General features: G+C 73.6%; 1 pseudogene. It reads left to right on the forward strand.

Going from position 1 to position 329, the window contains the following annotated elements:
* Positions 1-277: pseudogene (locus tag TN53_RS49765) on the forward strand (hypothetical protein); the annotation flags it as partial.
* Positions 278-329: the final 52 nt, after the last annotated feature.

Raw genomic sequence — 329 nt, forward strand, 5'->3', positions numbered from 1 at the left:
CTGCAAGGCCCTCATGGGCAACCACGAGCTGCTGCTGCTCGGCGCCAAGCGGTTCGGCGACACTCCCGTCAACTCCGGTCCGGGCCCCGCCACCTTCCAGGCGGACTGCCTGCTCAACGGCGGGCAAAAGACCCGCAAGGACCCTCTCCCGGACCCCCACCCCCCGGGGAAGGCCCGCCCCCACCCCATGGGGGAGGTCCACCCGCCCCCGCTCGTCCCCCCCGGCGGACCCGACGAGCCCTGGCCGTCCCCCGAGCCGACCTCGCCCAGCAGGTAGGGGATCGGGCTGTGACCGTGAACGATCCGCGTGCCGCCGTACGTGTCGAGCA

This window comes from Streptomyces sp. WM6386 (assembly GCF_000972385.1).
Lineage (GTDB): Bacteria > Actinomycetota > Actinomycetes > Streptomycetales > Streptomycetaceae > Streptomyces.